General features: G+C 61.9%; 27 protein-coding genes. 19 read left to right on the forward strand and 8 right to left on the reverse strand.

What is annotated here, in order from left to right; genetic code table 11:
* Positions 1 to 28 precede the first annotated feature (28 nt).
* Complete coding sequence (locus tag CR152_RS14570) at positions 29 to 1027, forward strand: S49 family peptidase (protein WP_099875555.1); 999 nt, start codon at positions 29 to 31, stop codon at positions 1025 to 1027.
* Positions 1028 to 1394: 367 nt separating this feature from the next.
* Here the strand turns inward: CR152_RS14570 and CR152_RS14575 are convergent, their stop codons facing one another.
* Positions 1395 to 2087 (reverse strand): sigma-70 family RNA polymerase sigma factor, encoded by a 693-nt coding sequence (locus tag CR152_RS14575; RefSeq protein ID WP_157778486.1) that lies wholly within the window; start codon positions 2085 to 2087, stop codon positions 1395 to 1397.
* 160 nt (positions 2088 to 2247) lie between these two features.
* Between CR152_RS14575 and clpP the strand changes: the two genes are divergently transcribed.
* Entirely contained in the window at positions 2248 to 2862 is a 615-nt protein-coding gene (clpP, locus tag CR152_RS14580) for an ATP-dependent Clp endopeptidase proteolytic subunit ClpP (protein ID WP_099875557.1), read from the forward strand.
* 165 nt (positions 2863 to 3027) lie between these two features.
* Here the strand turns inward: clpP and CR152_RS14585 are convergent, their stop codons facing one another.
* Positions 3028 to 3423 (reverse strand): hypothetical protein, encoded by a 396-nt coding sequence (locus tag CR152_RS14585; protein ID WP_099875558.1) that lies wholly within the window; start codon positions 3421 to 3423, stop codon positions 3028 to 3030.
* Between the two features lie 239 nt (positions 3424 to 3662).
* Between CR152_RS14585 and CR152_RS14590 the strand changes: the two genes are divergently transcribed.
* Together CR152_RS14590 and CR152_RS14595 are read left to right on the forward strand one after the other, a co-directional pair.
* On the forward strand, positions 3663 to 4379 hold the full coding sequence (locus CR152_RS14590; protein WP_099875559.1) for a pseudouridine synthase: 717 nt from the start codon (positions 3663 to 3665) through the stop codon (positions 4377 to 4379).
* 21 nt (positions 4380 to 4400) lie between these two features.
* On the forward strand, positions 4401 to 5399 hold the full coding sequence (locus CR152_RS14595; protein ID WP_099875560.1) for a fumarylacetoacetate hydrolase family protein: 999 nt from the start codon (positions 4401 to 4403) through the stop codon (positions 5397 to 5399).
* A 55-nt stretch (positions 5400 to 5454) separates the two neighbouring features.
* On the opposite strand, the gene CR152_RS14600 is transcribed toward CR152_RS14595, so the two are convergent.
* Entirely contained in the window at positions 5455 to 5943 is a 489-nt protein-coding gene (locus CR152_RS14600; RefSeq protein ID WP_099875561.1) for a DUF6328 family protein, read from the reverse strand.
* Positions 5944 to 6103: 160 nt separating this feature from the next.
* On the opposite strand from CR152_RS14600, the gene flhB reads away from it, so the two are divergent.
* Both flhB and flhA read left to right on the forward strand, forming a co-directional pair.
* Positions 6104 to 7282, forward strand: coding sequence for a flagellar biosynthesis protein FlhB (gene flhB / locus CR152_RS14605; protein WP_099875562.1), 1179 nt, complete (start codon positions 6104 to 6106; stop codon positions 7280 to 7282).
* Entirely contained in the window at positions 7279 to 9363 is a 2085-nt protein-coding gene (gene flhA, locus CR152_RS14610; protein ID WP_099875563.1) for a flagellar biosynthesis protein FlhA, read from the forward strand. Before flhB ends, flhA begins: the two co-directional genes overlap by 4 nt.
* A gap of 155 nt (positions 9364 to 9518) precedes the next feature.
* Here flhA and CR152_RS14615 read toward each other — a convergent pair whose 3' ends face one another.
* The gene (locus CR152_RS14615; protein ID WP_099875564.1) at positions 9519 to 9815 is read right to left on the reverse strand and encodes a GIY-YIG nuclease family protein; all 297 of its coding nucleotides are present in this window, start codon (positions 9813 to 9815) and stop codon (positions 9519 to 9521) included.
* A gap of 184 nt (positions 9816 to 9999) precedes the next feature.
* Here CR152_RS14615 and flhF point away from each other — a divergent pair, with 184 nt between their 5' ends.
* The 7 genes from flhF (at position 10000) to CR152_RS14650 (ending at position 16593) form a co-directional block, all read left to right on the forward strand.
* Positions 10000 to 11325, forward strand: coding sequence for a flagellar biosynthesis GTPase FlhF (flhF, locus tag CR152_RS14620; protein WP_099875565.1), 1326 nt, complete (start codon positions 10000 to 10002; stop codon positions 11323 to 11325).
* Between the two features lie 37 nt (positions 11326 to 11362).
* Complete coding sequence (locus CR152_RS14625) at positions 11363 to 12145, forward strand: MinD/ParA family ATP-binding protein (RefSeq protein ID WP_370663857.1); 783 nt, start codon at positions 11363 to 11365, stop codon at positions 12143 to 12145.
* A 15-nt stretch (positions 12146 to 12160) separates the two neighbouring features.
* Positions 12161 to 12892 carry an RNA polymerase sigma factor FliA gene (locus tag CR152_RS14630; RefSeq protein ID WP_099875567.1) on the forward strand — a complete coding sequence of 244 codons (732 nt, stop codon included), beginning with the start codon at positions 12161 to 12163 and terminating at the stop codon, positions 12890 to 12892.
* Positions 12874 to 13620: a flagellar motor protein gene (locus CR152_RS14635; protein WP_099875568.1), complete on the forward strand. Its 747-nt coding sequence runs from the start codon at positions 12874 to 12876 to the stop codon at positions 13618 to 13620. Before CR152_RS14630 ends, CR152_RS14635 begins: the two co-directional genes overlap by 19 nt.
* Positions 13621 to 13623: 3 nt before the next feature.
* The gene (gene motD, locus CR152_RS14640) at positions 13624 to 14382 is read left to right on the forward strand and encodes a flagellar motor protein MotD (protein WP_099875569.1); all 759 of its coding nucleotides are present in this window, start codon (positions 13624 to 13626) and stop codon (positions 14380 to 14382) included.
* A gap of 120 nt (positions 14383 to 14502) precedes the next feature.
* Complete coding sequence (locus CR152_RS14645; RefSeq protein ID WP_099875570.1) at positions 14503 to 15003, forward strand: hypothetical protein; 501 nt, start codon at positions 14503 to 14505, stop codon at positions 15001 to 15003.
* Between the two features lie 220 nt (positions 15004 to 15223).
* A protein-coding gene (locus CR152_RS14650) for an IS3 family transposase (RefSeq protein ID WP_099881933.1) occupies positions 15224 to 16593 on the forward strand; the annotation gives its coding sequence in 2 pieces (ribosomal slippage) (positions 15224 to 15742 and positions 15745 to 16593; 1368 coding nt in all).
* 205 nt (positions 16594 to 16798) lie between these two features.
* Here the strand turns inward: CR152_RS14650 and CR152_RS14655 are convergent.
* Entirely contained in the window at positions 16799 to 17902 is a 1104-nt protein-coding gene (locus CR152_RS14655) for a M35 family metalloendopeptidase (RefSeq protein WP_099875571.1), read from the reverse strand.
* Between the two features lie 435 nt (positions 17903 to 18337).
* On the opposite strand from CR152_RS14655, the gene CR152_RS14660 reads away from it, so the two are divergent.
* Entirely contained in the window at positions 18338 to 20233 is a 1896-nt protein-coding gene (locus tag CR152_RS14660; protein ID WP_229413394.1) for an amidohydrolase, read from the forward strand.
* 145 nt (positions 20234 to 20378) lie between these two features.
* On the opposite strand, the gene CR152_RS14665 is transcribed toward CR152_RS14660, so the two are convergent.
* The 3 genes from CR152_RS14665 to flgA all read right to left on the reverse strand — a co-directional run bounded on the left by CR152_RS14665 (position 20379) and on the right by flgA (position 22016).
* Positions 20379 to 20852 carry a flagella synthesis protein FlgN gene (locus tag CR152_RS14665; RefSeq protein ID WP_099875572.1) on the reverse strand — a complete coding sequence of 158 codons (474 nt, stop codon included), beginning with the start codon at positions 20850 to 20852 and terminating at the stop codon, positions 20379 to 20381.
* A gap of 30 nt (positions 20853 to 20882) precedes the next feature.
* Positions 20883 to 21188 (reverse strand): flagellar biosynthesis anti-sigma factor FlgM, encoded by a 306-nt coding sequence (gene flgM, locus CR152_RS14670; protein ID WP_099875573.1) that lies wholly within the window; start codon positions 21186 to 21188, stop codon positions 20883 to 20885.
* Between the two features lie 108 nt (positions 21189 to 21296).
* Entirely contained in the window at positions 21297 to 22016 is a 720-nt protein-coding gene (flgA, locus tag CR152_RS14675) for a flagellar basal body P-ring formation chaperone FlgA (protein WP_099882341.1), read from the reverse strand.
* 183 nt (positions 22017 to 22199) lie between these two features.
* Here flgA and flgB point away from each other — a divergent pair, with 183 nt between their 5' ends.
* From flgB to flgF, 5 genes are all read left to right on the forward strand, one after another.
* Positions 22200 to 22622, forward strand: a complete 423-nt coding sequence (flgB, locus tag CR152_RS14680; RefSeq protein WP_099875574.1) for a flagellar basal body rod protein FlgB — start codon at positions 22200 to 22202, stop codon at positions 22620 to 22622.
* 2 nt (positions 22623 to 22624) lie between these two features.
* Positions 22625 to 23026, forward strand: a complete 402-nt coding sequence (gene flgC / locus CR152_RS14685) for a flagellar basal body rod protein FlgC (RefSeq protein WP_099875575.1) — start codon at positions 22625 to 22627, stop codon at positions 23024 to 23026.
* 26 nt (positions 23027 to 23052) lie between these two features.
* On the forward strand, positions 23053 to 23766 hold the full coding sequence (locus tag CR152_RS14690; protein WP_099875576.1) for a flagellar hook assembly protein FlgD: 714 nt from the start codon (positions 23053 to 23055) through the stop codon (positions 23764 to 23766).
* Between the two features lie 38 nt (positions 23767 to 23804).
* Positions 23805 to 25325 carry a flagellar hook protein FlgE gene (locus CR152_RS14695; RefSeq protein ID WP_099875577.1) on the forward strand — a complete coding sequence of 507 codons (1521 nt, stop codon included), beginning with the start codon at positions 23805 to 23807 and terminating at the stop codon, positions 25323 to 25325.
* A 156-nt stretch (positions 25326 to 25481) separates the two neighbouring features.
* Positions 25482 to 26228: a flagellar basal-body rod protein FlgF gene (flgF, locus tag CR152_RS14700; RefSeq protein ID WP_099875578.1), complete on the forward strand. Its 747-nt coding sequence runs from the start codon at positions 25482 to 25484 to the stop codon at positions 26226 to 26228.
* Positions 26229 to 26255 lie beyond the last annotated feature (27 nt).

Here is a 26255-nt window from a genome sequence, read left to right on the forward strand (position 1 = left end):
ACCGACACCCTATTACGTAAAGCGATTTATGAGCGACAACACTTTCGGCGATTCCAAGGAAACAGCGCTGGCGGCGGCACCGACCACCGGCAACTGGGAACGCGACACCCTGGAAAAGCTGGTTTTTGCCACCGTGCGCGAACAGCGCGCCACGCGCCGCTGGGGAATTTTCTTCAAGCTGACCTTCCTCGGGCTGGCGTTTTTCGCGCTGTGGGCGTTTTTCGATTTCGATTTCAGCGGTTCGGACATGGAAACGCTGGGGCGCCATACCGCGCTGATTGAAATCGACGGCAGCATCGAGTCCGAAGGCAGCGGTTCGGCCGATGTGGTCATTCCTTCATTGAACAAGGCATTTGCCGATGCCGGCTCGGTGGCGGTGGTCCTGCGCATTAACAGCCCGGGCGGCAGTCCGGTCCAGGCGGGCAATATCGTCGATGAGATCCTGCGCCTGAAACAGGCCTATCCGACCAAGCCGGTATATGTGGTGGTCGATGAAATCTGCGCCTCCGGCGGCTATTATATTGCCGCTGCCGCCGACAAGATCTTTGTGAATAAGGCCAGCATTGTCGGATCGGTCGGCGTACTGATGGACGGTTTCGGCTTTACCGGCACGATGGAAAAACTCGGGGTCGAGCGGCGTTTGCTCACGGCCGGCGAAAACAAGGGATTTCTCGATCCTTTCAGCCCGCAATCGGACAAGCACAAGGCGCATGGCCAGGCCATGCTCAACGAAATCCACCAGCAATTCATTGCCGTGGTACGGACCGGCCGCGGCAAGCGCCTGAAAGAGACGCCGGAGACCTTCTCGGGCCTGTTCTGGAGCGGCGCCAAGGCGGTCGATATGGGCCTGGCCGACGGCTTCGGCACGGTCGAGACGACGGCGCGCGATGTGGTCAAGGCCGAGGATATTGTCGACTACACGGCGCACGAAGGTTTGCCGGAGCGGGTGCTGAAGAAGTTCGGTGCGTCCGTGGGGGCGGGAATGGTCAAAACCCTGGGCCCGGCGGCACGGCCAGCGTTGCATTAATATCGCGAGGCGAATATTTTCCTTGAAAGTTCGGGCAGGTGTCCTATATTAGACCTGTAGTTCTTTCCAAGGGAGGCCGATATAAAAAGTACACCCTGTGTTGGCAGCATATTGTTTGAAATGAACTACTAACCGCATCATGATGCGGCATAGAGAGAATTACAATTCCTCGCATGAAGTCCTCTCACCGGGACGTGGAAGCGGCGGCGTGAAGCCGCCGTTTTCCATCCAGCCGATGTTATTCCCGCCATTGTTTATTCCACCATTGTTTATTGCGCCATCTTGTCGATGTGTGTTCGTCTGGCCGTACGGGGCGCATATCGCCGTCGATTAACATGTTCGTCCACTTCCGCGCGCCGACCGAACCCTAGGCCGCCAGCACGGCGCGGTACGACGCATCGTTGGCACATGCGCCGGCACGGATCCGCAGGCGAGGGGATTGGTGCACCGACACCGGCTGCTCCTCACCGAGCAGGGTCACCATCGCCGCCACGTCCATGCCGTTGATCGCGGCCTGGAAGCGCCGTACCAGCTCGCGGCAGAGTTTCTCGCTGGCCGGCGCTTCGGTTTCGTCCTCACGCAAGTGCCGCCGAGCGCGCGCCAGGTATTGACGTGCATTCACGGTATTTGTGCCCAGCGCCGCCGCAATGTCGGCATGTTCGCGTTCGAAAACTTCATGCAGAATCAATGCCAGCCGCTCGGACGGCGACAGGCATGCCAGCAGGCGGGCCAGCGCCTCGCCCAGTTCGGCGCGCCGCAGCAAGCCATCCTCCGGCGGCGCGGGCGGCACGTCGGGCACCAGTTCCAGGGCGGTACGGGCGGCAATCATATCGCGGGCGCGTTTGCGCAGGCAGTCGATCGACTGGTGCTGTACGACGGTGGTCAGCCAGGCCGCCGGCGTGGCCAGTGCCGCCTGTTCGGCGCCTTGCCACTTGAGAAAACAGTCCTGGACGATGTCCTCGGCTTCGGCCTCGCTGCCGACGATGCGGCGGCTGATCGCTGTCAGGCGCGGCCGAAGCTGTTCGAACAAGGCGCCGTCGGTATCGGTCGTGCGCGGCATCGGGAATCTCCTGTGAGGGTGCGGGTACCACATGACGCCCGGCACTGCCCGGATGTGACACGCCAGCGATATTTTTTTTCGATGTCACACGTCGCCGGGCCGCATGCGTCAAGCGGGCAGAATCGACTCAGCGATTCAACTCTACCGCGAAAGAACGCTTATGACTTCGAATATTCCAATGGGGCTGGGCCTGGTGCCCACCGTGATCGAACAAACGGGACGCGGCGAGCGCGCCTTCGATATTTACTCGCGCCTGCTGAAAGAGCGCGTGATTTTCCTGGTCGGCGAGGTGACCGAGCAATCGGCCAACCTGATCGTCGCCCAATTGCTGTTCCTGGAATCGGACAATCCCGACAAGGATATTTCGCTCTACATCAATTCGCCGGGCGGCTCCGTGTATGCCGGCATGGCGGTCTACGACACGATGCAGTTCATCAAACCGGACGTGTCGACCCTGTGCACGGGTTTCGCCGCCAGCATGGGCTCATTCCTGCTGGCGGCGGGTGCGATCGGCAAGCGTTACGCCTTGCCCAATGCGCGCCTCATGATGCACCAGCCGCATGGCGGCTCGCAGGGCGTGGCCGCCGACATCGAAATCCAGGCGCGCGAAGTGCTGTACCTGCGTCACTGCCTCAATACCATCTATGCCGAACGCACCGGACAAACGCTGGCGCAAATTGAAAAGGATTCGGACCGCGACAATTACATGTCGGCCGCCGAAGGGGCGCAATACGGCCTGATCGACCGTGTACTGGCCACGCGCGAGGGACGTTGACGCCTTCGAGCCCGCCAATCCCGCGCCGGGAGGCCGGGAGTGGCGGATCGCTCATGCCTGCCATTGGCAATAATAAGGGATCCGCATCAGGACCGGAGCGGGAGCATGCCGGAGCGGGAGCTTGCCGGCGCGCTCAAGGGCGCCGGCGACAGTATGGCGCCGCGATCAGTCGATGCAGGCATCGCTGCTGTCGGCGTCGACCATCCGCAGGCGTTCCACGTTGCGCTCTGCGCAGTCGATGTCCAGGACAGCCTGGCCGGCGCAATCGGTGTTGTTGACTTGCACCGTATCGCCATCGTAGCCCTGCGCGAAACCACCCTGGCTGAGCCATTCCTGAAAGCCATTGTTGGCCTGCGCATACCAGCGCGCCTGCGGCGACACGCGCACCATGCCCGGCACCAGCATGCGCGGCAGATGGATGCCGCCGGTCCAGCGCGCTATCGCGTCACGCGTCGTCTCCAGCGCCGACTGGGCCAGCGGATTATCGGGAAGATTGTCGGCGGCCGATTCCAGGAAGTCGGCGGTGTTCATTTGCGTGGCGGCGGAAGTAATGGTGCGCATCCTGGTCCTCATCATGTTTGTCCGGTTCAATTGCCCTAGTGTTACCGTAAGCATTCGCAGGTAGCGTTAGGCCGATTCCTACTGAGGTTTCAGTTTAACAATCGGGGTCTTGCCATTCTTGATCTGTGTCAAAGATGCGTAAAGGCTCTTCCTTAACCCGCCATCAATCGGGTCTTTATCCTACAAACCGCTAGGAGCATTCCTATCCGGTCAAAGGCGCATCTGGTAAAGTCTCGCCCATGAGTAAATTATCCCTGGACCGCATCCTGCAATCGCAGGGCTTCGGCACACGCAAATATTGCCGCGCCCTTATTGAAGACGGCGAAGTCGTCATCAACGGCGCCCCCTACACCGACTACAAGACTGCCATCGACACCGATGGGCTGGTCATGACGATCTTCGACGACGAATGGGTTTACCGCGAACATGTGTATATTGCGCTGCACAAACCCGTCAATGTCGAGTGTTCGCGCAAGCCTAGCCATCACCCCGGCGTGCTGACCTTGCTGCCCGAACAATTCACCTGGCGCGACGTGCAGCCGGTGGGCCGGCTCGATCACGACACCACCGGCATGTTGCTGATGTCGGACGATGGTCCGTTTATCCACACCCAATCGTCGCCGAAGCGGCACATCCCCAAGATATATCAGGCCACCACGCAGGACCCCGTCACGCCTGAACTGATTGCGCAACTCCTGTCCGGCGTCAAACTGCATGACGAGCCGGCGCCGCTGGCAGCCCTGAGCTGCGTTCAGCGCGGCGAGCATCAGCTGGAGATCGTGCTGGAACAAGGCAAGTATCACCAGGTCAAACGCATGCTGGCCGCGGCCGGGAACCATTGCAGTGCGCTGCACCGGTCCGCCATTGGCCAGCTGACGCTGGAGTCGCTCGGCCTGGCCGAAGGCGAGTGGTGCTATCTGGACCAGGCCAGGCTGGACTTGCTGGTGCCGGGTTGAACGCGCGCGCCGGATAAGATTATGAAATTAGCCACACTCAAGGATGGTAGCCGCGACGGCCAGCTGGCGGTCGTCTCGCGCGACCTGAAAACGGCGCACCTGGCCGACGGCATCGCACCCACCCTGCAGGCGGCGCTGGACGACTGGGCATTCATCTCGCCCCAGCTGAGCGATATGTACCAGATGCTCAACAGCGGACGGACTTCGCGCAGTTTCGATTTCGATCCCGCCAAATGCATGGCGCCGCTGCCGCGCGCGTTTCAGTGGGCTGACGGCTCGGCGTACGTCAATCACGTCGAGCTGGTGCGCAAGGCGCGCAATGCCGACATGCCGGCCTCGTTCTGGGAAGATCCGCTGATGTACCAGGGCGGCAGCGACGATTTCCTGGGGCCGACGGACGAGATCGTCCTGGCGCATGAGGAGTGGGGCATCGATTTCGAGGCCGAGGTGGCCGTGATCACGGGCGACGTGCCGATGGGTAGCACGCCCGATCAGGCGTTTCAGCAGATCAGGTTGCTCATGCTGGTGAACGACGTCTCGCTGCGCAACCTGATTCCGGCCGAGCTGGCCAAAGGCTTCGGGTTTTTGCAGTCCAAGCCGGCGTCCTCGTTCTCGCCGGTTGCCGTCACGCCCGATGAGCTGGGCGATCACTGGCAGGATGCAAAGGTACATCTGCCGCTGCGTTCGACCTGGAATGGCAAGCTGGTCGGGCAGCCGCATGCAGGCGTCGATATGGTATTCAACTTCGCGCAACTGCTGGCACATTTGTGCAAAACCCGCAATGCGCGCGCCGGTACGATCATCGGTTCGGGCACGGTATCGAACAAGGATGCCAAGCGCGGCTATTCGTGCATTGCCGAGAAACGCGCGCTGGAGATGATCGACGATGGCGTCGCTAGCACGCCGTTCATGCTGTTTGGCGACACGATCAGGATCGAGATGCTCGATGGGGCAGGAAAGTCGATTTTTGGCGCGATCGATCAGACGGTCAAGCAGGCCGAGGCGAAGAAGAGCCGCTGAGGCCTGTCCTTCCCGCGCCTCGGCGGCGCGGGTCGGGAACGACGGTGGACAGTGTCTAGTAGCCGTGCATTCGCTTCAGATAAGCCGGCAACAGCCACCATATGGACAGGATAAAGGTGGCGATCCCACCCGCCGTCACCATCCCCACAACGCTGCCGAACACTTCCGAAATCACCAGGTTGGTCGCCAGTATCAAGGCTACCCCCAAGGTAAAGGCCCCCGCCACGATCTGCCGCGTCGCAACGCGCTTGAAGCGCGCGCGGTCGTTCAATGGCCGCATCAGCCGGTGCTGAATGGCTGGCGCACTCAACAACACCAGACTCGTCAACGCCAGCACGAAGGTTGCCAGGAATACCATTTTCTCGGCCTGCACGATCTGCCGGAAACCGCCGTTGAACGGCAGGATGATCAGAAACGCTGTCAACATCTGTGCCCCGGGCAGCAGGATGCGCTGCTCGCTGAGCATGTCGGAAAAGTCGCCATCCTCCTTGAGGTCGGCCGCGACGAGCGGCTCTTGGGGATCGGGCGGAACCAGCGAATTCATGATGTTCGGGTAGAAATTGATAATTTTTAATTATACGAGAGCACGGCCTACACCCCCGTTCGCCTGCCACTACCCGAATTGAGCCCTGTTTGCCGCCTTAATCGCTGGATAGCTCTAGAGCAATATCGCGAATAATGGCATCTGTTAACGGGAGCCTGGCATGTCAGACAGTAGCGACGCAGAAAAGACAGAAGCAGCGTCACCCAAGCGATTGGAGCAGGCGCGCGAAGAAGGCGACGTGCCCCGATCGCGGGAAGTGGCGACGTTTACTGTCCTGATGACGGCCGGCTGCAGCTTGTGGTTCTTCGGCGCCGGCATCGTGCGCCAGCTGAACGCGACCATGGTGTCCGGCCTGTCCATGGACCGCGAGCAAATCTTCAACCCCAACGCCATGATCCTGCGCGTGGCCAGCGATATCGCCCAGGTCATGCTGGCCTGTCTGCCGCTGGCCATCGCCGTCATGATCGTGGCGCTCGCTTCACCCCTGCTGATCGGCGGCTGGCTGTTCAGCAGCAAGTCGTTCATGCCGAAATTTAGCAAGCTCAACCCCGTGCGCGGCCTGACCAACATGGTCTCCACCAACGCGCTGGTCGAATTGCTCAAGGCGATCGCCAAGACCATCGTGGTCGGCACCATCGCCTGGATGGTCGTGATGAGCCAGAAAGACGCCGTCATCGGCCTGGCCGTCGAGCCACTGAAAAGCGGCAGCGCCCACATGGTCGACCTGATCGGTTCGGCGTTTCTGTACATCGTCGGCGGCCTCGGCATCGTAGCCGCGATCGACGGCCCGTACCAGATCTGGCACTACGCGAACAAGCTCAAGATGACGCGCCAGGAAATGATCCAGGAGTCGAAAGAGTCGGACGGCAATCCCCAGATCAAGGGCAAGATTCGCCAGATGCAACGCGAAATGTCGCAGCGCCGCATGATGGCCGACGTACCGACCGCCGACGTGGTGGTGACCAACCCGACCCACTACGCGGTGGCGCTGAAGTACGCCGATGGCCAGCGCGGCGCGCCGCGCGTGGTGGCCAAGGGCAGCGATGAAGTGGCGGCCCGCATCCGCGAACTGGCCAAGGAAAATAATGTGGCCCTGCTGGAAGCGCCGGCCCTGGCCCGTGCGCTGCACAAGCATACCGAGATCGGCGACGAGATTCCGGAAGCGCTGTACTCGGCGGTGGCGGAAGTGCTGGCGTATGTGTTCCAGCTGCGCGCCTACAAGAAGGATGGCGGAACCTACCCCGACCGTCCGAGCAAGCTGCGCGTACCACCCGAGCTCGACCCGCATGACCCGGCATCGCAAACCAAACCTGAACCGAAGAACGGAGCCACACCATGAATCGCCTGAACATGCCCTCGTGGTTAAGTGCAATGAAAGGCGGCGGCAACGCTCTCGCGGCGCCGGCCATCATCATCATGCTGCTGATGATGATGATCCTGCCGCTGCCGGCCTTCGTGCTGGACGTGTTCTTCAGTTTCAACATCGCCCTGTCGGTCATCGTGCTGCTGACCAGCCTGTACACGGTCAAGCCGCTCGACTTCATGGCCTTCCCGACCATCCTGCTGGTGTCGACCATGCTGCGCCTGTCGCTCAACGTGGCCTCGACCCGTATCGTGCTGACCGAAGGCCACACCGGCGGCGCCGCGGCCGGTAAGGTGATCGAAGCGTTCGGTCACTTCCTGATCGGCGGCAACTACACGGTCGGTATCGTCGTGTTTATCATTCTGACCATTATTAACTTTACCGTCGTCACCAAAGGTGCGGGCCGTATCGCCGAAGTGGGCGCCCGTTTCGCCCTGGACGCGATGCCGGGTAAACAGATGGCGATTGACGCCGACCTCAACGCCGGCCTGATCGCCGAAGATGAAGCGCGCCGCCGCCGTACCGAAGTGGCCCAGGAAGCCGAGTTCTACGGCGCGATGGACGGTGCCAGCAAATACGTGCGCGGCGATGCCGTGGCCGGCATCATGGTCACCGTCATCAACGTGGTGGGTGGCTTGCTGGTTGGTATTTTGCAACACGACATGGCCTTCGGCGAAGCGGCCAAGACCTACACCCTGCTGGCCATCGGTGACGGCCTGGTGGCGCAGATTCCATCGCTGATCATCTCGACCGCGGCCGGTATCGTGGTGTCGCGCGTTGCCAGCGACCAGGATATCGGCACCCAGCTGGTGCACCAGTTGTTCGCCAAGCCGGAAGTGCTGTACATCACCGCCGCGATCATCGGCGGCATGGGCTTGATTCCTGGCATGCCGAACCTGGTCTTCCTGCTGCTGGCCGGCGCGCTTGCGGGCAGTGCGTATATGGTCAACAAGAAAGCCAAGGCCCCGCCGCCGGAAGAAGTCGAAGCGCCGGCCCCGGTTGCCGCGCCCGAGCAGGAAGAAGCCAGCTGGCAAGACATCATGCCGGTCGATACGCTGGGGCTGGAAGTCGGGTATCGCCTGATTCCGCTGGTCGACAAGACCCAGGGCGGCGAGCTGCTCAAGCGCATCAAAGGCATTCGCAAGAAGTTCGCACAGGAAGTCGGTTTCCTGGCGCCACCGGTACACATCCGCGACAACCTGGAGCTGAAACCGTCGGCCTACCGCATCACGCTCAAGGGTGTGGAAGTCGGTAGCGGCGAGTCAATGAACGGGCAGTTTCTGGCGATCAATCCGGGCATGGCCAGCGGCAACCTGCCTGGCCTGGTGACCACCGATCCGGCGTTCGGCTTGCCTGCGGTATGGATCGATGCCGGGCTGCGCGATGAAGCGCAGAGCATGGGTTATACCGTGGTCGATGCCGGTACTGTCGTGGCAACGCACCTGAATCATTTGATCACGACGCACGCGTCGGAATTGCTGGGCCGGGCTGAAGTGCAGGCGTTGCTCGATCATCTGGCCAAGGAAGCGCCGAAGCTGGTGGAAGACCTGGTGCCGAAGCTGGTGTCGCTGTCGACCTTGCAGAAAGTGTTGCAGAATTTGCTGGTCGAAGGCGTGCACATCCGTGATATGCGCACCGTGATCGAAACCCTGGCTGAGTATGCCCCGCAAACCCAGGATCCGGCCGACCTGACCGCCGTGGTAAGGATTGCGCTGGGGCGGGCGATTGTGCAGCAGTTGTTCCCAGGCACGAATGAATTGTCGGTGATGACCCTGGATAACCGGCTCGAGCGGCTGTTGATGCAGGCGCTGGGTACCAACGGCGATGGCGCCGGGATCGAGCCTGGCCTGGCCGATACGATTGCGCAGCAGGCCGGCGCGGCTGCGGCGCAGCAGGAACAGATGGGCTTGACGCCGGTGCTGCTGGTGCCGGGTCCGTTGCGGGCAATGCTGTCGCGCTTCCTGCGCCGGGCGTTGCCGCAGCTGAAGGTGCTGTCGCACAATGAGATTCCGGAGACGAAGACGATTCATGTGACCAGTTTGGTGGGGGCGCAGTAATTAGACCGCCGTTCCTGTGCCGCAAATACCCCGTCGTTCCCGCGAAGGCGGGAACCCAAGTTCCTTGCTCAGCCGTCGGCTTCAGCACTGACTTGGGTTCCCGCCTTCGCGGGAACGACGGCTGGATGTAGCGGTATCAACCGCGGGGCCGGTCTTTAATCCGCAGTGAAGTCCAGATACAAATCCCGCCAGGTTGGATTGCCAGCCTGCACCAAATTCACCTTCCAGTTACGTCGCCACTTCTTGATCTGTTTTTCCCGTTTGATCGCTTCCATGATATCGGTGTGCATTTCATACCAGACCAGCTTATGCACATCGTAGCGTTTGGTAAAGCCCTCCACGACGGCGTTGCGATGTTCCCAGACGCGCTTGACCAGGTCCGAGGTGACGCCGGTGTACAAGGTGCCGTACGGATCGCTGGCGAGCATATACACATAGCTGTACTTTTCCATCCATGCATCTTGAGCTCTTGAGAACACCGCCCCACGCACCCTGATCAAACGTGCGCGCCAGCTCTTCCGAAATGGACCCCTTTTACCTTCCTCTTCTCCAGATCATTTCCAAACTGCATCGTCAATAATGGATCCTGTCAGTGCCTCATGTGAGCGCACCCAGCAGGAACCCCAGGAGTTGGCGATGAATGTCAAAAAATTTACGGCTGCAACATCCCGCGACGCACTGCGTAAAGTACGCGAAGCGCTCGGGCCCGACGCCGTCATTCTGTCCAATCGTCCAGTGGACGGCGTGGTCGAAATCCTCGCCCTCGCCAGCGACGATGTCGCCTCGATCTCGTCGCCCGCCCACGAAACGGAAATGGCCCAGCCGCGCCCATCCCTGTCGATCCCGCCCGACACCTACGCCAACCGCCGCGTCGCACCGAGCCCAGCCCCGGCCTACGCCGCGCCGGAATCGTTCGACATGTCGATGATGGCCTCGCAAATGTCGTCGATGATGCAGCAAGCCATGAATCAGGCCAAGGACAGCGCCAGCGCCGAAATGTCGGGCATGATGAATGAAATCCGCGCCATGCGTGGCTTGATGGAAAGCCAACTGGCCGAAATCGCCTGGGGCACCACCCAGCAGCGCGAACCGCAAAAAGCCGGCGTGCTGCGCGAAATGCTGGCCGCCGGTTTCTCGGCCAGCCTGTCGCGCTACCTGATCGAAAAACTCCCGGCCGGCAAGGATGCCGCCGAGAGCCTGCGCTGGATCAAAACTGTCCTCGCGCGCAACCTGACTACCATCTCGAACGAAGATGAAATCCTGGAAAAGGGTGGCGTGTTCGCCCTGGTCGGCCCTACCGGCGTCGGCAAGACCACCAGCACCGCCAAGCTGGCCGCGCGCTGCGTGATGCGCCATGGCCCGGAAAAACTGGCCCTGATCACCACCGACGCCTATCGTATCGGCGGTCACGAACAGCTGCGCATCTACGGCAAGATCCTCGGCGTGATGGTGCACTCGGTCAAGGATGAATCGGACCTGCGCATCGCCCTGAAAGAACTGCGCAACAAGCACACCGTGCTGATCGACACCGTCGGCGTCTCCCAGCGCGACCAGAACGTGGCCGAACAGGTCGCGATGCTGTCCGAGACCGGCGCCGACGTCAAGCGCCTGCTGTGCCTGAACTCGACCTCGACCAACGAAACCCTCAATGAAGTGGTGCGCGCCTACCAGGGCAGCGGCCTGGCCGGCTGCATCATGACCAAACTCGACGAAGCAGCCTCGATCGGCAACGTGCTCGACGTCGTGATCCGCCAGAAACTGAACCTGTTCTATGTCTCGAACGGCCAGCGCGTGCCGGAAGACCTGCACCTGGCCGACCGCAACATGCTGGTCGACCGCGCCTTCCGCCTCAAGCGCGATGCCGCCGCGACCCAGTTTTCGGACGCCGAACTGCCGCTGGTGATGGCCAATACCAGCACCGCCCGCAACGACCGCAGCCTGCGCGAGGTGTCCCTTGGCTAATCACTTCGATTTCGACCAGGCCGAAGGCCTGCGCCGGATGCTGGCCGGCCCCAAGCCGCGCATCGTCACCTTTCTCTCCGCCACGCCCGAAGACGACAAGGGCGCCATGCTGGTCAACCTGGGCGCCTCGCTGGCCCGGGCCGGCAACGACGTGCTCATCGTCGACGCCTGCGACCGCGAATACGGCGTGGCCCAGCGCCTAGGCGTGGCCGACCGCGCCAGCCTGCTGCAGGTGGCGCGCCAGCAGTGCGCGCTGAACCAGATCATCCACCAGGTGCCGCAAGGCTTCGGCGTGGTCAGCATGGCGCGTGCGCGCGGCGGCCCGGACGAAGCGCGGCGCCTGGCCAAGACCTTCGACGTGCTGGTCAAGCAGACCGGCATCGTCATCGTCGACGGCGAATTCGGCGACGACGACACCTTTCCGGTGCCGATCATGGACAGCGCCGAGATCGTGGTCCAGGTCTCCACCAGCGCCGCCTCGATCACGGCCGCGTACGCCCTGATCAAGCGACTTTCGCAACAGTTGGGGCGCCGTCCGTTCGGAATTCTGGTAACGGGCGCATCCGAAGCCGAAGCAAAGGTGGTATACGATAATATGTCATCTGCGGCAAGTCGTTACCTTGCCGTACAGCTCACGTCGATGGGCTCGGTCCCGGCGGACGAATACCTGCACCGGGCCGCGCGCTTGGGCCGGGCCGTGGTCGATGCGTTCCCGCTGGCCGGCGCGTCGGTGGCATTTCGCCAGCTGGCGGGGCGCTTTGCCCTGACAGCCATGCCGCAACTTGGCAGGACAGGGGGGACTTCCCATTTTGGTTCTTAAAACATACTTATAACTATGTATACCGTCAAAGGGAAAGCGGACAAGAACCATCTACTGACGGAGCACATGCCGTTGGTGAAGCGTCTCGCCCACCACATGAAGGCCAAACTGCCGCCCAGCGTCGAAGTGGACGACCTGATCCAGGCCGGCATGATCGGCCTGCTCGACGCCATCACCCGCTATGAGGAAACCCACGGCGCCCAATTCGAGACCTATGCCGTGCTGCGCATCCGCGGCGCCATGCTCGACGAACTGCGCAGCAGCGACTGGCTGCCGCGCTCGATGCGCCAGAACATGCGCAAGATCGAAACGGCGATGAGCACCCTGCAGCAACAGCTCGGCCATCCGCCCACCGAATCCGAAGTCGCCAAGAGCCTCAAGCTCTCTCTGGCCGACTACCAGGACATGCTCACCGACGGCGGCGGCCACCAGCTGGTGTACTACGAAGATTTCCACGACAACGAAGGAGGCAACGACAGCTTCCTCGACCGCTATGCGGTGGACGATGCCGATCCGCTGCGCAGCCTGCTCGACGGCGACTTCCGCCATGCCGTCATCGACGCGATCGACAACTTGCCGCCGCGCGAAAAAATCCTCATGGGCCTGTATTACGAAGAGGAACTGAACCTGAAAGAGATCGGGGCCGTCATGGGTGTATCGGAATCGCGCGTGTCGCAATTGCACACCCAGGCGGTCGCGCGCCTGCGGGCGTCCTTGAAGGAGCAGGCGTGGACCGGGCCAGCGTAGCGGGGATTTTCCTGGCGCTGTCAGGCCTGCTGATCGGCCAGGCGCTGGAGGGCGGCAAGCTGTCCTCCCTGGTGCAGCCGGCGGCGTTTGCCATCGTCGTCATCGGCACCGCCGGGGCCGTGCTGCTGCAAAGCGAAGCGTCAACCTTCATGCGCGGCGTGCGCATGCTGCGCTGGGTGTTTGCGCCGCCGCCCAGCCAGCGTGCCGGGCTGGCGCGCGAAATCGCCGTGTGGGGCTTGCATGCGCGGCGCGACGGCCTGCTCTCGCTGGAAAAATACATGGCCGTCAACAAGGATAAATTCGTGCAGAAAGGCTTGCGCCTGGTGGTCGACGGCATTGCCCCCGACAAGCTGCGCAGCCTGCTGGAGATGGAAGTGACGGCCTACGAATTCGGCGAGCGGCAAGCGGTGAAAATCTGGGAGTCTGCGGCCGGCTACTCGCCCACCATCGGCATCCTGGGCGCGGTGCTGGGCCTGATCCACGTGATGGAAAACCTGAGCGACCCGGCCAAGCTGGGCAGCGGCATCGCGGTGGCCTTCGTGTCGACCGTGTATGGCGTCGGGCTGGCCAATATGTTCTTCTACCCGATCGCCAACAAGCTGAAAACCATCGTCGCCGAACGGGTGACGCAGTACGAAATCCTCACCGACGTCTTTCACGACATCGCCAGCGGCGACCACTCGCGCGTGATCGAAGAGCGCGTCGCCTGCCTGCTCTCGCGGCCCTGAGCCATGGCGCGCAAAAAGTACGAAGCCGAGCACGAAAATCACGAACGCTGGCTCATTTCGTACGCCGATTTCATCACCCTGCTGTTCGCCTTTTTCGTCGTGATGTACGCCATTTCGGTCGTCAACGAAGGCAAGTACAAGGTGTTTTCGGTGTCGCTGGGCGACGCTTTCGGCGGCAAGGACCAGAGCACGGCCAGTGTCGCCAGCAGCAATGTGCCGCAGCTGATCGTGCTGCCCGATCCGCTCATCAAACGGCGCGCGGAAGCCATGCGGCGCGAAAAGGAACGCCTGACCAGCCTCGCGCAAAAGCTCACCTCGACCCTGGCCCCGCTGGTGAGGGAAGGCAAGGTGCGCGTGACGCAAAACAGCCGCGGCGTGAGCGTCGAGATCAATGCCAGCGTGCTGTTCGACCCGGGCGACGCCACCCTCACGCCGGAATCGGACCAGGCCCTGCGCGCGCTGGCGGTGCTGCTCAAGGACGACCCGCACGCGGTGCACGTCGAAGGCCATACCGACCCGACGCCGATCAGGAATGCGCTGTTTCCGTCGAACTGGGAATTGTCGGCGGTGCGCGCGAGCAGCGTGGTGCGCCTGTTCATCGACAGCGGCGTGGGCGCCGAGCGGCTCACGGTGGTGGGGCACGGCGCCAACATCGCGGTGGCATCGAACGACACGCCCGAAGGGCGCGCGCGCAACCGGCGCGTGGCGGTGACGATCCTGTCGGCGCTGCCCGATACCACGACCGAGATTCCGACCCGTTGATCCAAGCGGGCTGGCCTGATGCGCGAAACGAGGCACAATGGCTGAGAACGGCACAGGCGGGCGACCCGGCCCCGCCGATCGACAGCCGCAGCCGGGCCGACGAAAACAAGGAGCAGGGCGATGAAACGATCACTGGCGGGCGTGTTGATGATCATGGCGCTTGGGCTGGCCTATGCGAAGGATAAACCGATGGTGGGCGTGAGCGAAAAAGTCGCGGTGGCGTCGCGCGGCGGCAAGGTGCTGGTAACCCTAACGGTGAGCAACAAGACGGCGCAGCCGATCTACCTGTGGAAGGTCACTTACCAGAGCAAGCAACTGTTCGGGCCGGAGTTCGAGATCAGCGTGGCGGGCAGTGCGGCGCCGGTCAATTACATCGGTCCGATGGTCAAGCGCGCGCCGCCGGGGCCGGATGACTACGTCAAGGTCGAGCCGAACGGCGTGCTTAGCAACACGATCGACATCACGGGCGCGTATGACTTCCTTCCAGGCAAGCGCCGCTACCGGCTCAGCCATACCGGCGGTTACGTGCTTGACTTGCAGCAGCTGGATAATCCGGTGGCGATGAAGCCGGCGTCGACGGTGTTCACGCATACCCATGTCGCGCAGCCGGCCGAAGAATAATACTCCGCCCAAATCTTTCCTAAACGGGGTCAGAGCTCTGACTCGAAACATTTCTTAATCGGGGTCAGACCTGAATGCCGCTAACTTAAGCTCCGTCATTCCCGCGCAGGCGGGAATCCAATTCCGTAGCACAGTCACAGGCGGCTCGACGAACTTGGATTCCCGCCTGTGAACTGACCCAAAAAAGTTGGACACCGTTTCTACTTTTTGGGGGAAGTCGATGACGAAGCATACGACGGCATTCAAGCTAAAAATCGCTAAGCAATATGTACGTGGCTTGATGGGCTATAAGGAAGTAGGCCGCATCAACAACGTTAGCTACGGCCAAGTACGCCGTTGGGTACTGTTCCACCGCTATCACGGCAAAGCTGGCCTTGAACCGAGGAAGTCTGTTCAGTACAGCGCCGATGAGAAGCTTGAGGTTTTGCGGTACATGTGGGCGAACAAATTATCGTATGTGGAAACGGCGGCCAGGTTCAATATTCGCGCGCAGGGCTACGTCGGGGTTTGGGAGCGCGATTTTCGTGATGGCGGTATAGTGCCACTGATCCGCAAACCCAGAGGAAGACCCAAGCGCATGGCTGATTTACCCAAGCAAGTTGCACCTGCCAGCGTGCATAGTGATGCCACACGTAGCCGTGAAGAGTTGCTGGTGGAACTGAACCAGTTACGGATGGAGGTCGCCGTTCTAAAAAAGCGGAGAGCCTTAGCTCAAGCGGCCGAACAGGCTGCGGCAATGCGCAAAAAGCGCACATAGTCCACGAGTTAAGGCTGCAATTTCCCATTGCGCAGTTGCTTGCGCTTACCGGTCTGAAACGTAGTACGTTTTACTATCAAAAGAAGGTTGCGCAAGACGGCGACAAGCATGCGCACTTGAAGCAGGGTATCGAGACGACCTATCAGGCACACAAGGGGCGTATGGGCTATCGGCGTATCGCTGACGTGCTGCGCAAGGCAGGCCATCGCGCATGCGCCAATACCGTCCAGCGCTGCATGCAGGCAATGAAGCTGACATCGCTGGTACGCATCAAGAAATACAAGTCGTACAAGGGGGAAGTGGGCAAGACTGCGCCGAACATCTTGCTGCGCGATTTCAACGCAGAGGGGGTGAATCAGAAGTGGGCAACCGACGTCACCGAGATGAAAGTCGCTGGTCAGAAAGTGTATCTATCACCCGTGATGGACCTGTTCAACGGGGAAATTGTAGCGTATGAAATGGACACGCGTCCGGTACTCGGACTGGTGACAGGCATGCTCAAAAAAGCCTTCCGGAAGTTGCGTGCCGACGATAAACCGATCGTCCATTCAGATCAGGGATGGCAGTATCGCATGCCGGCCTACCAGCACATGCTGGCGCAGAAAGGCATCGTGCAGAGCATGTCTCGCAAAGGCAACTGCCTCGACAACGCAGCCATGGAGAGCTTCTTCGCAGTGCTGAAGACGGAGTATTACCACCTGAACAAATTTAGTAGCGTCGACGAGTTGAAAAAAGGTCTGGCCGAGTACATTGACTACTATAATCACTGCCGTATCAAGATGAAGCTGAACGGACTGAGCCCGGTGCAATACCGAACCCAGCATTCGCTTTGATTTAATCAAAACACCGTCCAACTTTCTTGGGTCACTTCACTGCGCGGGAATGACGGTTTCGAAGTTGGTGGTCAGATAACGGCTTAACTTAACGGTATTCGGGTCAGACCTCGAATGAGAAATGAAAAGCAGGCGGCAGACTCCGAAACCATAAAAAACAGCCTGGCCGCTTGCGCTCCCAGGCTGTCTTTATTCCATCGTCCGCTTATGGCAGCGACGGGGTGTTTTCGCTGAAATATTCGTGGGAATCAGCATTGTCGACGGCTTTCGTCGGGTTGCTGGTCGCCAAGCTGGCGGCGGCCGACTGGCCGTACGCCCAGTCATCGGTGGCGGCGACCACATTGAAGTGGCTCAGCTCGTGCACCAGAGTGCCGCCTTTGGAATCCGTGCCGGATGTTGGAGCCGTCCAGAACGCGTTGCAGACATAGATCTTGTATGGCTGCGTCGGGTACACATAGGCGTAGTAGGATTCCTTGCAGCTGCAATCGACCACGATCGGCTTGCTGTCGAGCGCGTTCTTGATGTTGGCAAAGTGCGATTTAACCGTCGAGTAGCGTCCCGAGGTGTAGGCGCCGAACCATTTCTTGTAGCGCGTGCCCTGCAGGCCGTTGTTGAGATAGGTGACGCTGCCGTTGGCCATGGTCTTGGCGGCCGACATGGCCGAGTTGATCGAGCTCTGCTGCGCCGTGCTGCAGCTGGCGAACGAGACGCCGGCCGGGCCTGCAGCCTGTTGCTTGGCAGCCAGCTCGAACGGGTCGGCCACCACGGTGCCGCGCTCAAGGCGGCCATCGATCCACAGCGATACCGGCGCCGAGGCGATCTCGCCGATCTCGCGCTCGCCCTGGCGCGCGTTCACGCTGTTGTCGTCGTCGGAGGTCGAGTTGAACAGGTTGAGCGAGGCGGCGTGGTAGCGCACCGAGTAGTCGCCCGTCACGCTCATGTCGTACATGGCCGACAGTTCCACCTTGGCCGTGTGCGAGGCGCCCGGCTTGAGCAGGTAGTAATCCTTGGCGGTCGGGGCAGGGCGCTTGTAATGGCGGCCCTGGTAAGGCACATCCACGCCGTCGCGGGTCACGTCGAACAGGTGATCCTCGACACCGGCAAACGGGGTGTGCCACTTGAGCACGTATTGCGGCTTGGACGAGGTGTTGGTGATGGTGACGCGCATGACGACATCGTCTTCCTTGCCCAGCGACGATTTTTCGGGACTCAGGCTGACAGTCACCCCGTTCGACCCCGCCTGGGCTGCCAGGCAGGCTGCTGCTGCTACGATACCGACGCTTGCTTTAACCAAGTGATTCCAGTTCATACAGTTCTCCGTGAGTGAATGTGCTTGTTCTTGAGTGCCGGGCCAGAAACTGCCGCAACAACTCATCGTTACATGGCGCACTTTCACGGGACATACATATTCAACGGAAATTTTGTCGCTTGAGCAAATTCTGAACGTATCGCCAGGGACACAAAAAAATGTGTTTTCGCACAATTTCCTCAATGAAATCAAGCTTGTGGGAAAAGAGATTTCCTATCAGAATTTTATGCGACGCAAGCTTGTGCGGTACAAATCACGCTGCACCTGTCCTTGTCATCGAGCCCGTTCATGCACAGCTTGAAGCAACCGACCGGCGAGGGGCGTGGCCGCGTCGCGCCACCTTGCCGCGTTTGGCGGCAGATATAGGAAACAAGCCGGGCAAAGTGTATTCTGTGCCAACGCCACTTACCGCAATCCGACAGAAAGGGATGCAGAATGACCGAAACCCGCGCGCTGCCCGCCAGCGCCACGATGGTGCTGGAACCCGTTGTTGCGCGCGCCGCCTGCGCCGCCGCCCTGCTGGCGCTGCTGCTCGGCGGCGCCACGCCGGCAGTGGCCGCGCCGAAGGCCAAGGCCGCAACCAAAGCCGCCGCCAAGGCCGCAGAGTCCGGCATGGCCGACACCATCTACCGCAACGGCTACGTCTACACCGTGGACGCCAGCGACAGCGTGCAGCAGGCCCTGGCCGTGCGCGCCGGCCGCATCGTCTACGTGGGCGACAATACCGGCGCCGCCCTGCTGGCCGGCAAGGGCACCCGACTCATCGACCTGCAGGGACGCATGCTCATGCCGGGCCTGATCGACGCCCACATGCATCCCCTGTCCGGCGGCAAGCGCCTGCTGCGCTGCAATCTGAACTACGAAGCCCTGACCGTGCCCCAGTTTCAGGCGCGCATCCAGGCTTGCGTCGACAAGGAAAGCCGTACCAAGGGCATCAAGGAATGGCTGCAGGTGGTCAACTGGTTCCAGCAAAGCATGCTGCCAGCCGGCGTGGAAACCACCCGCGCCACGCTCGACGCCATCAACACCGCCCGTCCGATCGTGGTGCGTTCCTCGTTCGGCCACTCCAACCTGGTCAATACGCGCGGCCTGCAACTGGCCGGCATCACGCGCTCGACGCCCAACCCGGCCACCGGCAAGATCGCGCGCAATGCCTTCGGCGAGCCGACCGGACTGCTGGAAGACGCGGCCATGGAACTGGTCGACAAGCTGCTGCCGAAGACCACCCCGGCCGAGAACATCACCGCCGCCACGTTCGCCATGCAAGCGCTGGCGCGCCAGGGCGTCACCAGTTTTCTCGACGCCAGCAGCGACCAGGAAATCTTTACCGCTTTTGCCGCCATCGAGCGCCAGGGCAAGCTGAGCGCGCGCGCCCATTTCGCCGCCGAAGTCGCCACCGAAGATGGCGCCGATCCGGCGCGCGCGGTCGCCTCCGTGCTCAAGATGGTCAAGCGCTATCACCAGGAAAAGAACAGCGTCGACCCGTCAATGCGCGTGCGTCACGCCAAGCTCTACATGGACGGCGTGATCGCCGCGCCGGCCCTGACCGGGACCATGGTGGCGCCGTACTATGTCAACCGGGGCACGCCGCAGCATCCGCACTGGGTGCCGGGCGACAGCAAGGGGCCGCCGGCCTATTTCCCGCCCGCCGCGCTGAAAGCCATCCTCGGCGGGCTGGCCACGGCCGGCATCGACGCCCACGTGCACGTGGACGGTGACGGCGCGGTGCGCGAAACGCTCGACGCCATCGAGGCCCTGCGCGCCACGCCCGCCGGCAAGGATGTCCGTCCGGCGCTGGCGCATGCCGAAATTGTCGACCCGGCCGACTTCGGCCGCTTCGCCGCGCTCGATGCGAGCGCGGTGCTGTCGTTCCAGTGGGCCAAGCCGGCGCCCGACACGGTGGCCGGGCTGAAGGATTATCTGGGTCCGCAGCGCTACGCCATTGTCCAGCCGCAGTCGCTCCTGCTCGACGCCGGCGCGCGCGTGGTGTTCGGCAGCGACTGGCCGGTCGATGCGCTCGACCAATGGTTCGCGCTCAAGGTGGGCGTCACCCGCACCAACTCGCCGGCAGCCGGCCCCGAGTTCGCGGGCAAGCTCGGTCCGGCGCCGGGCATGCCGCGCGCCGCCGTCTTGCGCGCGGCGACCATGAACGCCGCCTATACCTTGCGCCAGGAGGGGCAGGTGGGCTCGCTGGAAGTGGGCAAGCTGGCCGATCTGATCGTGCTGGACCGTAATTTCTTCCAGATTCCGGACGAGGAAATCGCCGACATCAAGGTGCTGCAGACGGTTGTCGGCGGCAAAGTTGTCCACCAAAGCCCGGGCTTTCCGTAGCCAGCCCGTGGCAACGCCGGCTGGGCCAGGAAGTGCGAAACGCTTTGTTATTGCTTAAGAAAGCGCCGCATCAGTCCGCGTATGCAATGCAAAACGGCCGCACCAGGCGACCGTTCAGTCAGCACAACAGACAAGGGCAGGGCGTTCAGCCCACCACGTAGCGCTTCGATGGACCGCCCGGGGCCGCCTGGCCGCGCGGGCCGTACACGGCCGCCTCGCCACCGCTGGTCGGGGTGCGCATCGCATTGATCAAGCCCTGCGTGTGCGACAGTTGCTTGTTGATCAGCATGCCGTTGATACGGTTCAATTCCTTGGCTTCGCGTGTCTTGCCCAGCAATGCTTGCCAGCCTGACAAGGCATCCGCCGCACCGCTGGCTTCCACCCACGCCTGCATGCCACTGTCGTCGGCCGCAAAACCGGCTGCGGCCAGGCTCTGGTGCCGTTGCCGCGCCAGCGCTGCCATCTCGGCCACCACCTGCGCCTTGCGCGGGGTCAGCTCGTCGAGGCCGGCCGTGTCGGCGTTGACCAGCAGTTGCTGTTCCTGCGTCATCAATTCCAGTGCGGAAGTGATCAAGGCAAGTTCCTGCGGCAGGGTTGTGCTCGGGCTGGCTGTGGACATGGTCGTGGTATCGCCGGAAAACCGGCGCCGTTAGCGATTTCGGGAATGCAGCAGATCGCGCACGGTGTCCAGCAAGCCATCCGCGACCTTCTCGGAATTGACCTGGAACTGGCCGTCGGCAATCGCCAGCTTGATGCGCTCGACTTTCTTGGTGTCGAACACGCCATTGTTGTTGCCCACCGCACTGGCCATGGCCTGGCCCTGCGACGACAGCTTGACGCTGTCCGTGCTCGCGGGCGCGCTGCTGCTGGCTTTTTCGGTGCTCTTGGCATTGGCCGCGGGCGTACTGGCCGCCGGCAGGCCGGGGTTACTCTTTAGGGTATCGTTAATTTTCACAGCATCATCCTTCTCTGGGCGGAGCGGTAAAACCTCCAGGGTCTGCGTAAGTAACGGCGCTCGCGTCGTAAACTTTAGCGCTTTCCGGCGGGAGTTTGTACCCCTTGCCTAAAACACCACCTCGACCAGCCCGCCGGCCTTGGCCACGCCGCTGAGGATGGCGCCGGCCGGGGTCCTTACCTGGACCACCTGGCCATCGCTGGCGTTGCCAATCGCGCGCGCTTCGGCCGAGACCCGGAACCCGTTGCCGGTCGATACCACCCTGACCAGCTGTCCCTGCTGCACCACCTGCTTGCCGCGCAGGGCGTCGAGCCGCAAGGGCGCACCGGAGGCCAGCGATACCGTGCTGGTACGTCCGACAGCTTGCCCCATGTCGGTGACGATCCCGTTGGGCATCGCTGAAATGTCGCCTCTTAGCAACACTAATTGCGATTGTTCAATTGTCTGGCCCTGAGCCAGCGGCACCGCGGTGGCCACATAATCCGTTACCACGCTCACTTGGGCCTGAATATACACCTTCCACGCGACCGGCGCAGTACAGCGCACGCCGACCGTGGTTTTTCCCCAAGTGCGCGCGCCCGGCTGCTGGAATGCCTGGGGTGCAGGGCAAGAAGCCAGGCTCATGCGCTGGTTGATGGGGCCGACCGTGACAGTCACTTCCCCCGCCAGCGCCGCGCTCTGGGCTTGCAAAAACGCTTCAGCCACGCGCTTTAACGCGGCCGGGTCCTGCAGTGCCAGCGCCGGGGTGGCCGCTGCCTGGGCGGCGGCCGGTGGCACGAAGCAACATTGTGACGCAAGCAAGAAGGCAGTAATTAGGGCAATTTTCATATAGATTGCTTTCAGGAATGAGAGCATCATAGACTTCACGCGACGTTGCCGAACTTCCGAATAGCCGTGTTTTGATGTTCCTTATCGTTCGATTGGGCCGGCAGCACGGCCCGTATGATTCTTCCTGTCATCACAAGTACATTGCCGCCAACCCGGAGGCAGTCGACAGATGCGGAGCACGACATGATTGGCAAACTCGACGATTACATGCGCTTTAACGAGACGGCCCTGAGCCTGCGCTCGCAACGCCAGGAATTGCTGGCGTCAAACATCGCGAATGCGGATACGCCTAACTACAAGGCGCGCGATATCGACTTCGCCAGCGCCCTGCAAGGCGTGATGGCCAAGACCACCCCGCCGGCCGGCGTGCTCAAGCAAACCGCCCCGGCCCACATGCCGACCGGCGCCCTCAAGGGCGACGTGCTGGCGAACGGCACCCCGCTGCTGTACCGCACCCCGGCCCAGGGCGCGGTCGACGGCAACACGGTCGACATGGATGTCGAGCGCAACCAGTTTGCCGACAATGCCCTGCGTTACGAAGCGGCGGTGACCTTCATCAACATGCAGATCCGCGGCATGAGCACGGCGATCCAGGGAGGCCAGTAATCATGTCGCTATTTAATATCTTTAACGTATCCGGCTCGGCCATGAGCGCCCAGGCCCAGCGTCTGAACACCACCGCCAGCAACCTGGCCAACGCCGACAGCGCCACCAGCGCCAGCGGCGAGGCTTACCGTGCCAAGCAGGTCGTGTTCGAGGCGGTCCCGACCGAAGGCGGCGGCACCGGCGTCAAGGTGCGCGAAGTGATCGAAGATCCTTCCCCGCTCAAGCAGGTGTACGACCCCAAGCATCCGATGGCGGACGACAAGGGTTATGTGGCCATGCCGAACGTAAACGTCGTCGACGAGATGGTCAACATGCTGTCGGCCTCGCGTTCTTACCAGACCAACGTCGAAACCATGAACGCGGCCAAGTCGCTGTTGATGAAAACGTTGACCATTGGTCAATAACCTGAGTAATAAACTGAGAAACCGCCATGGCAACCGTTAATTCCAATGCACCCGTGATGTCGCAAGACTTGCTCAATTCCGTCAATCCCAAGAAGCCCAAGGCGGTCGAAGGCAGCGTCGAGGCGGACACCAACAAGTTCATGACCCTGCTGGTCACCCAGCTCAAGAACCAGGATCCGATGAATCCGCTCGACAATGCCCAGATCACCAGCCAGCTGGCCCAGCTGTCGACGGTGACCGGCGTCAACAAGCTGAACACGACCATGGAATCGCTCAAGTCGAGCTACCAGTCGTCGGAAGGCTTGCAAGCCGCCAACCTGATCGGCCACGGCGTGCTGGTGGGAGGCAATGGCGTGACCCTGGCCGGCGGCAAGGGCATCATGGGCGTCCACCTGGACAGCGCGGCCGACAAGGTGCAGATGATCATCACCGACCCGAAGACCGGCAAGGATATCCAGACCATCGACCTCGGCCAGCAGCCGGCCGGCACCGTGCCGATCGCCTGGGACGGCGTGGTCGACCCGACCAAACTCGATGCGGCCGGCAAACCGATCGCCCTCAAGGATGGCAATTACCTGATTCGTGTCGTCGCCGAGCGCGGCGGTGAAGTCTTAAAAGATGCCAAGGCCCTGTCGTTCGACACGGTCGCCAGCGTCACCACCAGCGCCAAGGATGGCGTCAAACTGAATCTACCTTCGCGGGGCGTCGTGGCAATGACCGACGTCAAGCAAATTCTGTAACCAAGCCGCTACTACTTATACTTTTTAGGAGAAACACCATGTCGTTTCAACAAGGACTTAGCGGCTTGAATGGCGCAGCCAAATCGCTCGACGTTATCGGCAACAACATCGCCAACGCCAGCACCGTCGGTTTCAAGGGTTCGCAGGCGCAGTTTGCCGACGTGTACGCCAATTCGCTCAATGGCGCCGGCGGCAACCAGGCCGGGATCGGCGTGAAAGTGGCGCAGATCGCCCAGCAGTTCACCCAGGGCAATATCGAAAGCTCGAACAACCCGCTCGACATCGCCATCAACGGTGCCGGCTTTTTCCGCACCGATGTCAACGGCGACGTGCAGTATTCGCGCAACGGCCAGTTCTCGCTCGACAAGAACGGTTTCGTGGTCAATGCCCAGGGCGCCAAGCTGACCGGTTATGGCGTCAGCGAGGCCGGCAACATCCTGACCGGTTCGCCGATTCCCCTCAAGATCGACAACAGCGACATGAATCCGCTGGAAACGTCCCGCGTCGATACCAAGCTCAACCTCGATTCGCGCAGCCCGCTGCCGAAAACCGTGCCGTTCGATGCGACCGATCCGGAAACGTACAACAAGCAGACCTCAATCGACGTGTTCGACAGCCTGGGCAATTCGCACGTGATGTCGACCTACTACGTCAAGACCGGTCCCGGCGCGTGGGATGTGTACGTTGGCTCCGACGGGGTTGAAATGACCAACCAGGCCGTCGCCGCCGCCGCGCAGACCGATGCCGCCGCCGGTACCGCGCGCGACGCCTTCCAGACCGCCGCCACCAGCGTGCCGCCGGGTAACATGGCCGCTGCTGCTGCCGCGTACGCCACCGCCGCTGGCGCCGCCGTGGCCGCTGCCGCCGGCACCGCCGGCGCCACGCCGGCCCAGCAGACCGCGATTACCACCGCCGCCACCAGCGCCGGCGGCATCCCCGGCACCACGCCGGCCGAGATCGACAAGCTGATCGCCGCCGCCGTCAAGGTGCCGGCCGTGAGCGTCGGACACCTCAATTTCGACGTCAATGGCGTGCTGAGCAATGCTGCCATGGCGCCGCAGACCCTGCCGCTGACGATCGAGTTGCCGGTATTCCCGCTGACCGGTGCCAAGCCGACCATCGAATTCGATCTGCACTTCGCCGGCTCGACCCAGTACGGCGACGCCACGGAAGAGAAGCTGTCGAGCCAGGACGGCTATACGGCCGGCAGCCTGCAGCGTTTCTCGGCCGGTCCCGACGGCACCATCCTGGGACAGTACAGCAATGGCGAATCGCGTCCGCTGGGACAGGTCGTGCTGGCCAATTTCTCCAATCCGAACGGGCTGCAACCGCTGGGTAACAATGCGTGGGCGCAAACGCCAACCTCGGGCTCGCCGCTGATCGGCACGCCGAATTCTGGCAGTTTCGGCAATTTGCAAGCGTCGGCGGTGGAAAATTCAAACGTGGATTTGACGGCGGAACTGGTCAATATGATCACGGCGCAGCGGGTTTATCAGGCCAATGCGCAGACCATCAAGACGCAGGATTCGGTGCTGCAGACGCTGGTCAACCTGCGTTAATAGCTAGCTCGTCGTTCCCGCGCAGGCGGGAACCCCAGTTTCTTCGCGTCGCCGGCGCGTACTTGGGTTCCCGCCTGCGCGGGAACGACGGGATGTTGGCGGAGAGACGGGTGTGGGTGGCGGGAACGTCAGTAGGGCACGCTTTAAGGAAAAATCATGGATAGACTCATCTACACAGCCGCCAGCGGCGCCAAGCACATCCTGGAGCAGCAGGCCACCACCTCGCACAACCTGGCCAATGTCACCACGACCGGTTTCCGCGCCCAGATCGATGCCTTCCGCGCCGTGCCGATCGTCGGGGAAAACCTGCCCCTGCCCACGCGCGCGTTCGTCGTCAACGCCACGGTCAGCTCCGATTTTTCCTCCGGCCCCCTGCAATTGACCGGGCGCGACCTCGACGTCGCCCTCAAGGGCAAAGGTTTCCTCGCCGTGCAAATGCCCGACGGCACCGAAGCCTACACCCGCAACGGCGCCCTGCAAATGAATGAAAACGGTTTGCTCACCAACACCGCCGGCTTCACCATCCAGGGCGACGGCGGCCCCATTACCGTACCGCCCGAAGTGTCCGTGTCCATCGGCGGCGACGGTACCATTTCCACCATCGCCACCACCACCAAGCCGGGCGCGCCCACCGTACTCGGCCGCCTGAAACTGGTCAACCCGCCCGAGCAGGACCTGGTGCGCGGCGACGATGGCCTGTTCCGCCTCAAGAACGGCACCGCTGCCCCGGCCGACCCGCAAGTGGCAGTCGCCGGCGGCGCCCTCGAAGGCTCCAACGTCAGCCCGGTCGATGCCATGGTGACCATGATTTCCCTGGCCCGCTCGTTCGAACTGCAAATGAGCCTGATGAAGAATGCCGAGAACAACGCGGCGAAAGCCACCCAGATCCTCGCTTTGGGATAACACAAGGGCGCGCATAATCTCTTCATT

The organism is Massilia violaceinigra (assembly GCF_002752675.1).
Classification (GTDB): domain Bacteria; phylum Pseudomonadota; class Gammaproteobacteria; order Burkholderiales; family Burkholderiaceae_D; genus Telluria_A; species Telluria_A violaceinigra.